Here is an 11,531-nt window from a genome sequence, read left to right on the forward strand (position 1 = left end):
GGAAGCGCTCACCCCGCCAGCCCCAGCGGCAGGCGCACGAAGAATTCAAGGAAGCCCACCGCCAGCATCGCGCCGATCAGCGCGTCGAAGCGGTCCAGAACGCCACCATGCCCCGGGATCAGGTTGGAGGCATCCTTGACCCCGGCCCGGCGCTTGATCAGGCTTTCGACGATGTCGCCCATCTGGCCGGCAAAGGCCACGAGGGGCGAGATCAGCACCAGCGACCAGCCGCCGCCGGTCCACAGCGCAAAGCCCGCGCCAAGGCAGGCCGCGCCGATCCAGCCCGCGATGGTGCCGGCCCAGGTCTTCTTCGGGCTGATCGCCGGCCAGAACTTCGGCCCACCGATCAGCCGGCCGGCGAAATAGCCAAAGACATCCGAGGCGACCACGACGCAGACCAGCCAGACCACGATGATCCCGCCGCGCAGATCCAGCGCCACGAAGACGGTGGCGGCCAGCAGCATCACCAGCGCATAGACGGCGAGCAGCGCCTTGTCGCGGCGCTCGGTCAGGACCAGCGCCAAGGGGGCCAGCAACAGCCCCGCACAGAAGATCCCGCCCCATTGCGCCAGCGCAAGGCCAAGCCCGGCGAGGCAGCCGATGACCAGTCGCTGCACCGGATGGCCGCCCTCCTGCCCCTTGGGATGATCGGTCAGCGCCGCCAGTTCCCAGCCCATCACCGCGAAGATGAGGACGGTCATGCCGAGGAAAAAGCTGCCACCGACGAGGACCGACAGCGCGCCAAGCCCGGCCAGGATCAGCCCCGACACCACCCTGACCCCCAGATCGCCCCAGCGACCGCCCCTTCCGCTGCCATGTCCGGCGCGCGACGCCTCTGACGGCCCGTCGCGCCTCATGCCCGCACCACCCCGCCGAAGCGCCGGTCGCGGTCGCCGAACCTTGCCACGATCTGCGCCAGCTCCGCCGGGGTGAAATCGGGCCAGAGTGTCCGGGTGAATTCATATTCGGCATAGGCCGCCTGCCAGGGCAGGAAGTTCGAGGTCCGCGTCTCGCCGCTCGTGCGGATGACAAGATCGGGATCGGGCAGATCGGCGGTGTCGAGCCGCTGCGAGATCAGTTGATCCGTCACCGCATCTGGCGAAAGGCGCCCCTCGGCCACATCGACGGTGATGGCGCGGATGGCGCGGGTCAGCTCGTCCCTGCCGCCGTAGTTGATGGCCACGGTCAGGTTCAGGCGCGAATAGGGCGCGGTGCGCGCCTCGATCCCGGCCATCAGGCGCTGCAGCCGCGGGTCCAGCCGCGAGCGGTCGCCGATGAAGCGCATCCGGACGCTTTCGGCGGCCAGCCGGTCGGCTTCACGCTCGATATACCTGGCGAAGATCGACATGAGGCCAAGGACTTCCTCGGTCGAGCGTTTCCAGTTCTCGGTCGAAAAGGCGTAGATGGTCAGCCACTTGATGCCAAGGTCGGGGGCGCAGCGGACGATTTCCTTGACCCGCTCGGCGCCCTTCCTGTGGCCGACGAGCCGGGGCCAGCCCTTCTGGGTCGCCCAGCGGCCATTGCCATCCATGATGATGGCGACATGTTCGGCAACCTGGGCCGGGGCGCCGCCCGACCCGCTCCGGGATGCGCGCGGCTCTGCTGCCTTGCCTTTGTCGCCTGCGCCCACCGGATGCCTCCCCACCTTCGCTGTATGGTCTGCCGTCAAAGGGCTAGACCTGCATGATCTCGAGCTGCTTGGACTCCAGCGAGCGGTCGACCTGAAGGATCGCCTTGTCGGTCATCTCCTGCACTTCCTCGGACCACATCTTCTGATCGTCCTCGCCCATGCCGGCGGCCTTGGCCTTCTTGATCTGGTCCATGCCGTCGCGGCGCACGTTGCGGATCGCGACCTTCGCACTTTCGGCATATTGGGCGGCGACCTTGGTCAGCTCGCGCCGGCGCTGTTCGTTCAACTCGGGGATCGGCAGGCGGATCAGCGGCCCGTCCGAGATCGGGTTGATGCCAAGCCCGCTTTCGCGGATCGCCTTTTCCACCTTGTTGATCATGCCCTTGTCCCAGACATTGATCACCACCATCCGCGGCTCGGGGACGTTGATCGTGCCCAGCTGGTTGATCGGCGTCATCTGGCCATAGGCATCGACCTGGATCGGGTCGAGCATATTGGCCGAAGCGCGCCCGGTGCGCAGCGAGGCAAATTCGTTCTTGAGCGCGTTGAGCGCCCCGTCCATGCGGCGCTGCAGGCCGTCGGTGTCAATCTCAAGATCGTCTTGCGCCATGGGAACCTCATCTCAATTGCCCCGCTGACGGGGTCTTGAGGCTCTATAACAGCATCCAAGCGGGGGCGTACAGGGGCAGAAAGCCCATGACCCCGCCGAGGCGCTCCCCACGCGCGGGCGCGGCAGGCGGCCGCACCCCGACTTACACCCCCGCGCCACGTGACGCCAATTTACCGATCATCCGCGGCATCTCGGTAAATATCCGACCCTTTACCGGCGCCGAGACCGCCATCCCGCCTGCGATCCTCAACCGCTTATCAAGCCTGCTGGCGGCCGATTTGGACCTTTCCTGACCGCCCGCAAAGTATGGAGCGGCAAAGGCGCGGCATTTTTAGCGCGAACCGGCCCGGCCTTTCGCCCGATTGCCGTAAATTGGATCACTCGCCAGAGGCAAATACACCCCCTGATTGCAAGCCCGCGCTGCTACCGTCAAGCCAGCGTTAAAACGGTGGCGCCGCCGGGCATCCCATCGAATTGCGTGCGGAGCTTAGGGCGCCCTCTGTTATCCTCCGCCCCGTTCGCCTTTCAGAAACAGGACCATCATCACATTCAGCAAAAACCGAACTCAACGTGGGGGAAAACATGGCAATCGTGACACTGACAGACCTCTATTCCAATCTCGATCACTGGCCCGGCGATCTGATGACCGCTTCGGACGGGGTCACCATCGGCACCAAGACTGCGACCTCCTTTGCCTTTACCTTCAATGCCGGAACGCTCTTTGCCGGATACAGCCTGACGGCGACGGGGAAGGGCTTTGCCTATGACGGCACGACGCCGATCGACGGGACCATGTCGGACTTCGCGATCCGGGATGCGGGCGGGCATCTGGTGCTGTCGGTCAGCGGCATCGCGGCCAACAGCCTTGCCAGCGATCTGTCACTGCTTGCGGCCTATCAGTTCGGCTGGACCGACCCGGGCGGCGGCGGCTCCACCGGGCAGCAGAAGAATGCCTGGTCGCAGCTGTTGTCAGGCAACGACACCTATATCGGCACCGAGGGCAACGACCGGCGCGGCATGGTGGGGGTCGATGCCGGCAACGATGTCTTCAACATGGGGGCCGGGGATGACGTGGTCAACGGCGGTCTCGGCGACGACACGATCAATGGCGGCGATGGCTGGGATCGGCTGAGCTATGAAGAGACCCAATGGAACGAGGGCATCCCGATGGTGCGCGGCATCACCGTGGACATGACGGCAGGCACGGTCCTCGACCCCTATGGCTATACCGACCATTTCACCGGTCTCGAAGAGATCTTCGGCTCGGCCACACGGGATGTCTTCAAGGGCGGCGCGGCCGCGATGGATTTCGCGGGCCTGCGGGGGGCCGACAAGATCATCGGCGGCACGGGCGGCGATTTTGCGGTCTATTACGAGGACACCTGGCTTGGCGGCAATCGCGGCATCGTGGTCAATCTGCAGACCAGCACCTCGGGCACAGACATCCTCGGGACGATCCGCGACGGCTTTGGCAATCTGGATCACACGGTCAATATCTTCAACGTGGCCGGCACGATCTACCGGGACAGTTTCACCGGCTCGGGCAAGGATGATTACTTTGCCGGTGGCGAGGGCAAGGACGTCTATTACGGCAAGGGCGGCTTTGACTATGTGAATTTCGGCTGGACCTTCGGCGACAGCTCGCAGCACGGCATCTCGGTCAACCTGTCGAAAGCCAGCGGCCAGATCATCGACGACGGTTTCGGCAATACCGAATCCGCCTTCTCGATCGAGGGTATTTCGGGAAGCAACCTGAATGACCGCATCATCGGCTCGACCCGCGACGAAGACCTGCGCGGCCGCGGCGGCGACGACACGCTGACCGGCGGCGGCGGCAGGGACATTTTCATCTGGCGCAATTTCAGTGAAATCGGCGGCCATGATGTGGTGACAGATTTCCACGCCGGCGTGGGCACGAACCGCGATGTCCTGTCCCTGAACACCACGGACTGGGGCGGCTCGACGACCCTGCATCTGGTCATCGGGGCGGCAGCGACCCAGGCAGTCGAGACCTTCATCTTCAACCCGACGACCCATCTTCTGTCCTGGGACAAGGACGGAACCGGCGGCGCCGCTGCCATCTCCATCGCCGTGCTCAACAACGTCAGCAACCTGACCGCGGCGAATTTCGACCTGTTCTGACGCCCGACTTCTGGCGCCCGACACGGACAACCGGCGAAGGATGCGCCCCCCACGGGCGCGTCCTAGCCGTGGACGCGGGTATAGGTGCCCTGGCCCGAGAGGATGCCCTTGAAACCGCCGGGCTCGTCCAGCGAGAAGACGATGATCGGCAGGTCGTTGTCGCGGGCCAGCGCGATGGCCGAGGCGTCCATCACGCCGAGGTGCTTTTGCAGCACCTCGTCGTAGCTGACCGTCTCATACCGTTTCGCATCCGCGTGTTTCTTGGGGTCCTTGTCATAGACGCCATCGACCTTGGTGCCCTTGAAGATCGCCTCGCAGGCCATCTCGTTGGCGCGCAGCGTCGCTGCGGTGTCGGTGGTGAAATAGGGGTTGCCGGTGCCTGCGGCAAAGATCACCACGCGCTTCTTCTCGAGGTGGCGGACGGCGCGGCGGCGGATATAGGGCTCGCAGACCTGGTCCATCGGGATGGCCGAGATGACGCGGGTGAAGACGCCGAGCGATTCGAGCGCTGCTTGCATGGCAAGGGCGTTCATCACGGTGGCGAGCATGCCCATATAGTCGGCGGTGGTGCGCTCCATCCCCTGCGCGCTGCCCTGCAGGCCGCGGAAGATATTGCCGCCACCGATCACCATGCAGATCTCGACCCCGAGATCATGCACCGATTTCACCTCCTGGGCGATGCGCTGCACGGTCGGCGGGTGGAGGCCGAAGCCGAGATCGCCCATCAGCGCCTCGCCCGAGATCTTCAGCATGACGCGGGAATAGGTGATCTTGTGGTCGGTTTCGGTCATGGCTGTTCCTATGTCGTGCGCGCGTGCTTTTTGGCCGTGGTTGGCTTGGGCGCCAAAATGCGGCAAAACGCCGGAAGGTTCAACCTGTGGAAAGGGGGAGCCGGGGGCCAGCCCCCGGACCCCCGGGATATTTAGACCAAAATGAAAGAGATTTCCCGCGAAAGGCCGGTCTTGATCGCGGGGCCGACGGCCAGCGGCAAGTCGGCGCTGGCGATGGAGCTTGCGGCGCGCGACGGGCGGGTGATCGTCAATGCCGATGCCTTGCAGGTCTATGACTGCTGGCGGGTGCTGACGGCGCGGCCCTCGGTGGCGGAGGAGGCGGCGCTGCCGCACAGGCTTTATGGCCATGTCGGGCGCGATCAGGATTATTCGGTGGGGATCTGGCTGCGCGAGGTCGCGGGCCTCGTGGCGGAGCGTCCGGTGGTGATCGTCGGCGGCACCGGGCTGTACTTTGCCGCCCTGACCGAGGGGCTGGCCGATGTGCCGCAGATCCCGGCCGCGGTGCGGGCCGAGGCGGATGCCTTGCGGCTGTCCGGCCAGGTCGATCTGATGCGGGCGGGGCTGGATGCGGCGACGGCGGCGCGGACCGATTTGCGCAACCCGGTCCGGGTGCAGCGCGCCTGGGAGGTGCTGCGCGCCACCGGGCGCGGCCTTGCCGACTGGCAGGCGGCGGGGGCGGCACCGCTTCTGCCCTTGCCCGCGGTCGAGGCGATCGTGATGCGGCCGAGCGTGCCCTGGCTCGATACCCGCATCGCGCAGCGGTTTTCCGTGATGTTGGAGGAGGGCGCCCTGGACGAGGCCCGCGCCGCCCTGCCCCATTGGCAGCCCGCCCGCCCCTGGGCCCGGGCGATCGGCGCGCCGGAACTTGTGGCCCATCTGCAGGGCCAGACGACGCTGGAGGCGGCGCGCGCCGCAGCCATCCTCGCCAGCCGGCAATATGCCAAGCGCCAGCGCAGCTGGTTCCGCAGCCGCATGGCCGACTGGCAGGAGGTGGTGCCGGGCTGAGCGACCTGTGGCATTCTGCCCAAGGTTGCAGCCTCTTGTCCCCGGGCCGGCATTTTTCGCTTGGGGACGGCACGAGCCCGCGTTATCTGTGAGCCCTCATCAGATGGCGAGACGCAATGACCCTGGCTTCCCCTCCTTCGCCCTTTCGTCTGGTGGCCATCCCGCGCCTGGCCGCCGGTGGCCGCTGGCGGGTCGAGGCGATGCGCGCCCTGTCCGAGCCGTGCTTCTTGTGGTTCACCAAGGGTCAGGGCCGGATCACCCTGGCCGGCCAGACCCGCGGCTATACCGCCCACAACGGCATCTTCATCCCCGCAGGCGTCATGCACGGCTTTGAGGTCGGCCCGCAAGTCTTTGGCACCGCAGTCTTTTTCGGGCGCGACACCGGCGTCTCCCTGCCGAAGGAGCCGTTGCACCTGCGCATCCGCGAGGTCCATGCCCAGCAAGAGCTGAACGTCACGCTCGACTGCATCCAGCGCGAGCTCGACGCCGATACCGTGGGCCATGAACGCGCCGCCCTCGCCCATCTGGGGCTGCTCGGCGTCTGGATCGAGCGTCAGGCCGCCAAGGCCAGCGCCGAGGCGCCCAAGCCCGATGCCGCGCGCAAGCTCGTCGCCCGCTTCACCGAGGTGATGGAGAAGGGCTTCCGCTCGGGCGCCGGGGTGGGCGAGATGGCGGCGGAGCTTGGCGTCACCGCGACCCATCTGACCCGCTGCTGCCGCCAGACCTGCGGGCGTTCGGCGATCGATCTGTTGCAGGACCGCCGGATCTTCGAGGCGCGCAAGCTCCTGGCCGAGACCGCGCTGCCGATCAACCGGATCGGCGCCAGCCTCGGCTTTGCCTCGGCCGCCTATTTCACCCGCGCCTTCCAGCACCGCACCGGAAACTCGCCCACCGCCTTCCGGCGCAGCCTTTAGCCGATTCGCACCGGCCCCCGGCGGAACATCCTCCGTTCTAACGGAATAGCGCGGAAGGCCCCGGCGGGGCGGTCCGCGATCCCGCCCCCGTGCCGCCGCGCCGGAAAGTGTCGCAACTTTCGCATGGAGCGGGACTTCAGGTCGCAAACGTTACAGGAACTGTCGAAACCAAGCGTTGACGGATGGCGGGAAAAGGTGCGGAATGAAGGCGTGAGCACCTGCACCGCGCCGATCTGAACTTCCCCTCCCTGCGCCGCATCGCTTGGCGCAGCCGCTTCGTGGCATGGGAAGCCGGCGCGCAAGCAGTGCCTCGGAAAAATGAAAACAAGGCAATGGCCTGACAGGGAGACTAGGATGAACGAGATGACCGAGATCAAGGGCTTGCACCCGTCCACCGGGATGCACCTGAAAGATCTGCGCGCCGGCAAGCTGAGCCGTCGCGAATTCCTGACCCGGACCACCGCGATGGGCGTCACCGCCGTTGCAGCCTATGGGCTGATGGGCTTCAGCGCCCCGGCCCGCGCCGAGGATGCCAAGATCGGCGGCGTGCTGCGCATGTCGATGGAAACCAAGGCGCAGAAGGACCCGCGCCTGGCCGACTGGCCGCAGATTGCCAACGTCTACCGCGGCTGGCTGGAATATCTGATCCAGTACAACCCTGACGGGACCTTCGAAGGCCGCCTGCTGGAAAGCTGGGAAGCCAATGCCGACGCCACCGAATATACCCTCCATGTCCGCAAGGGCGTGAAGTGGAACAACGGCGACGATTTCACCGCCGATGACGTGGTGGGCAACTTCAAGCGCTGGACCGATGGCACCGTCGAAGGCAATGCGATGGCCTCGCGCTTCCTCGGCCTCGTCGACGAGAAGACCAAGCAGCTGCGCGAAGGCGCTGTCGTCAAGGTCGATGACATGACCGTGCAGCTGAAGATGTCGCTGTCGGACGTGGCCGTGGTCCCGAACCTCGCCGACTATCCGGCCGCCGTGGTCCACAAGTCCTTCAAGGACGGCGACGATCCTTCGGTCAACCCGATCGGCACCGGCCCCTATGTGCCGGGCGAAATCTCGGTCGGCCAGAAGATGACCCTGGTCCGCGCCCCGGAATCCCACAAGTGGTGGGGTGGTGTCGCACCGCTCGACGAGATCCACTACATCGACTTCGGCACCGACCTCTCGGCCATGGTCAACCTCGCCAACTCGGACGAGATCGACGCCAACTACGAGACGACCGGCGACTATATCGACCAGCTGAACACCCTCGGCTGGACCAAGTACGAGGCCGTCACCGCCTCGACCATCGTCATGCGCTTCAACTCGGCCACCTCCGATCTCTACAAGGAGAAAGAGGTCCGTTCGGCCCTGCAACTGGCCGTCGATCCCAAGGTCGTGCTGGAGCTGGGCTACAAGGGTCTCGGCACCACCGCCGAAAACCACCATGCCTGCCCGGTGCACCCGGAATATGCCAAGCTGCCGGCCCAGACCTTCGACAAGACCAAGGTCAAGGACGTTCTGGCCAAGTACAAGCTGGCCGATGCCGAGTTCGAGCTGATCTCGCTCGACGGCGGCTTCGAGCTGGATACGACCGACGCGGTCGCAGGTCAGCTGCGCGAAGCGGGCGTGAACGTGAAGCGGACCGTGATGCCGGGCTCGACCTTCTGGAACGACTGGCAGAAATATCCCTTCTCCTCGACCACCTGGAACCACCGTCCGCTGGCCGTGCAGAACATGTCGCTCGCCTATACCTCGACCGGGTCGTGGAACGAGACCGGCATGGCCAACAAGGAGTTCGACGACGCGATGGCCAAGGCGCTCGGTCTGGCCGATGCCGACAAGCGCCGCGAAGTCGCCGCCGTGCTGGAGAAGATCCTGCAGGATGAAGGCTATATCATCCAGCCCTACTGGCGTTCGCTGTTCCGCCACGCCAAGCCCAATGTGAAGGGGATGGAAATGCACCCCTCCTTCGAGCATCACCACTACCTGTGGTCGCTGGCCTGAGGCTTGCCTGATCGGGGCGGGTGCGCGCATCGTGGCGCGCCCGCCCCTCTTCTTTTCGCATGTATCGCGCGGCCGCCTGCGGCCCCGTGGTCTGGCACGAGGTCTGCAGCGGTGGGACATAGATGCTCAAATTCGTGATGCGGCGCCTGGGCGTGATGGTTCTGACGGCGCTGGTCCTGACCTTCGTTGTCTTCTACCTGACCAACCTGCCGCCCAACCTGGAAAAACTCGCCCGGGCCGAAGGCTCGGTGCGGATGACCGATGAGGCGGTCGCCGCCTGGATCGAGGACAATGGCCATGGCGGCTCGGTCTTCTACCGCTATGCCGAATGGCTGGGCGTGGCGCCCGGCTGGACGCGCACCGACGACAAGGGCGTGACGCGCGGCCTCTGCATCCGGCAGAACGATGACCCGGCGCTGGCGCCGCGGTTCTGCGGCATCTTCCAGGGCAACTGGGGCTTTTCCACCGTGTTCAAGAAGCCGGTTCTCTACCAGCTTGGCGTCGCCATGGCGGCGACCGGCTGGCTGATGCTGGCGGTCATGCTGATCATGGTGCCGGTGGCGCTGGTGATCGGGGTTGTGGCCGGGATGCGCGAGGGGTCGCGGAACGACCGGGTGCTGTCGACCTTCTCGATCATGTCCTCGGCGACGCCGGAATATGTCTCGGGCGTGATCCTGGTGGCACTCCTGGCCTCGCCCGCCGCTGGGCTGTCGCCTCTGCTGGCCAGCTGGGGCTGGATCAGCGGCAAGATCCTCTTCCAGGGTTCGGCCACCTCGGCCATGGACCATATCACCTTCTGGAACTTCACCCTGCCGGTGGCGACGATCGCGCTCTACGGCGTCGGCTACATCGCCCGGATGACCCGGGCCAGCATGACCGAGGTGATGACCCAGCAATATATCCGCACCGCGCGTCTGAAAGGCGTGAACTTCAAGCAGGTCGTGATGCGCCATGCGCTTCGGAATGCGATGATCGCGCCCTTCACCGTGATCATGCTGCAGTTCCCCTATCTCTTGAACGGCGTGGTGATCACCGAGACTCTGTTCAATTACAAGGGCTTCGGCTGGATGCTGGTCACCGCCGCCTCCAACAACGACATCGACATGCTTCTGGGCGCCTCGGTCGTCGCCGTGGTCTTCGTGCTGCTGACACAGCTGATTTCGGACATCGGCTATGTCTTCCTCAATCCCCGTATCCGGCTGGGCTGACATGACAGATATTCTCTCCTGGCCGATGATCTTCGCGCTGATGGCCAAGCAGTTCTGGCCGGTCTGGGTGGCCCTCGTGGTGACCTTTGGCCTGTCGATCCGCTTCAAGCGGCACCTCGGGCTTTACGGCAAGCTCTTTGACTCGCCGGTCGGCATGATCGGCTTCTTCATCGTGATGTTCTGGGTCTTCACCGCGATCTTCGCCGGGGCCATCGCGACCTTCGACCCGCTGGTCCAGCTCGGCTCGGTCAAGAACCCGCTGCCCGGCATGCCCACCCCGCCCGGCCCCGAGGGGCAATATCCTTGGTTCCTGCTCGGCGGCGACCACCTGGCGCGCGATGTCTTCTCGCGGATGGTGATGGGGGCGCGTTCGGTGCTGATCATCGCGCCGGCCGCCACCAGCTTTGCCTATGTGGTGGGCATCACGCTCGGCCTGCCGGCGGGCTATTTCGGCGGCAAGCTCGACACGGTGCTGAGCTTCTTTGCCAACCTCGTGCTGGCCTTCCCGGTGATCCTGCTGTTCTACCTGCTGGTGACACCCGAGATCCGCAACACTGGCATCCCGGTCGTGCTGGCGGCGGTGCTGTTCCTGATCCCGATCGGCTTCTTCGCGGTGCTCTTCAACTCGCGCTTCCACACCAACCCGCCCAAGCGCAACCTCTATGTCGGCCTGACCCTGGTGCTGGGCTTCTGGGCCTATTCCGGCCTCGCCTTCAACCGCGACCCGCTCGGCCTCTGGGGGATGGACCCGAACCTGCTGAACGTCTTCGTCTCGGTGGTCTTCGTCAACGCCCCCACCGTCTTCCGCATCGTGCGGGGCATCGTCCTCGACCTCAAGGCCCGCGACTATGTCGCCGCAGGCCAGACAAGGGGCGAGCAGGCCTGGTACATCATGCTGTGGGAGATCCTGCCCAATGCCCGAGGGCCCCTGATCGTCGACTACTGCCTGCGGATCGGCTACACGACGATCCTCCTCGGCACGCTCGGCTTCTTCGGCCTCGGCGTCTCGCCCGAAAGCCCGGACTGGGGCTCCACCATCAGCGCCGGCCGCAAGGTGCTGTTGAGCTTCCCCCACCCCGCCGTGGTGCCAGCCCTTGCCCTGATGACCCTCGTCCTCGGCCTCAACCTGCTGGCCGACGGCCTGCGCGAAGAAAGCCTGAAGGACTGATGCCCGACCTCTGAATCCGCCCCCCCGGCCCCCCTTCATTGGTCCATAAATATCCCACGGGGGGTGCG

10 protein-coding genes are annotated in these 11,531 nt (G+C 65.5%); 6 read left to right on the forward strand and 4 right to left on the reverse strand.

Annotated elements, in window-relative coordinates; genetic code table 11:
• Window positions 1-8: 8 nt before the first annotated feature.
• The 3 genes from AC1DZT_RS03765 to frr form a co-directional block, all read right to left on the reverse strand.
• The gene (locus tag AC1DZT_RS03765; RefSeq protein ID WP_478005262.1) at window positions 9-857 is read right to left on the reverse strand and encodes a phosphatidate cytidylyltransferase; all 849 of its coding nucleotides are present in this window, start codon (window positions 855-857) and stop codon (window positions 9-11) included.
• Complete coding sequence (uppS, locus tag AC1DZT_RS03770) at window positions 854-1,531, reverse strand: polyprenyl diphosphate synthase (RefSeq protein ID WP_478005508.1); 678 nt, start codon at window positions 1,529-1,531, stop codon at window positions 854-856. Before uppS ends, AC1DZT_RS03765 begins: the two co-directional genes overlap by 4 nt.
• A 142-nt stretch (window positions 1,532-1,673) precedes the next feature.
• A complete protein-coding gene (gene frr / locus AC1DZT_RS03775) occupies window positions 1,674-2,240 on the reverse strand; it encodes a ribosome recycling factor (protein ID WP_478005263.1) in 567 nt (188 codons plus the stop codon).
• 582 nt (window positions 2,241-2,822) lie between these two features.
• Between frr and AC1DZT_RS03780 the strand changes: the two genes are divergently transcribed.
• Window positions 2,823-4,382, forward strand: coding sequence for a calcium-binding protein (locus AC1DZT_RS03780; protein WP_478005264.1), 1,560 nt, complete (start codon window positions 2,823-2,825; stop codon window positions 4,380-4,382).
• 62 nt (window positions 4,383-4,444) lie between these two features.
• Here AC1DZT_RS03780 and pyrH read toward each other — a convergent pair whose 3' ends face one another.
• A complete protein-coding gene (gene pyrH, locus AC1DZT_RS03785; RefSeq protein WP_478005265.1) occupies window positions 4,445-5,173 on the reverse strand; it encodes a UMP kinase in 729 nt (242 codons plus the stop codon).
• 141 nt (window positions 5,174-5,314) lie between these two features.
• On the opposite strand from pyrH, the gene miaA reads away from it, so the two are divergent.
• The 5 genes from miaA (at window position 5,315) to AC1DZT_RS03810 (ending at window position 11,463) form a co-directional block, all read left to right on the forward strand.
• On the forward strand, window positions 5,315-6,178 hold the full coding sequence (gene miaA, locus AC1DZT_RS03790; protein WP_478005266.1) for a tRNA (adenosine(37)-N6)-dimethylallyltransferase MiaA: 864 nt from the start codon (window positions 5,315-5,317) through the stop codon (window positions 6,176-6,178).
• A 116-nt stretch (window positions 6,179-6,294) separates the two neighbouring features.
• Entirely contained in the window at window positions 6,295-7,092 is a 798-nt protein-coding gene (locus tag AC1DZT_RS03795; RefSeq protein ID WP_478005267.1) for a helix-turn-helix domain-containing protein, read from the forward strand.
• Between the two features lie 354 nt (window positions 7,093-7,446).
• Complete coding sequence (locus tag AC1DZT_RS03800; RefSeq protein WP_478005268.1) at window positions 7,447-9,087, forward strand: ABC transporter substrate-binding protein; 1,641 nt, start codon at window positions 7,447-7,449, stop codon at window positions 9,085-9,087.
• Window positions 9,088-9,209: 122 nt separating this feature from the next.
• Entirely contained in the window at window positions 9,210-10,295 is a 1,086-nt protein-coding gene (locus tag AC1DZT_RS03805) for an ABC transporter permease (RefSeq protein ID WP_478005269.1), read from the forward strand.
• Window position 10,296: 1 nt separating this feature from the next.
• Window positions 10,297-11,463, forward strand: a complete 1,167-nt coding sequence (locus tag AC1DZT_RS03810) for an ABC transporter permease (RefSeq protein WP_478005270.1) — start codon at window positions 10,297-10,299, stop codon at window positions 11,461-11,463.
• Window positions 11,464-11,531: the final 68 nt, after the last annotated feature.

The sequence above is a fragment of the Rhodobacter sp. P1_C2 genome, assembly GCF_056406375.1.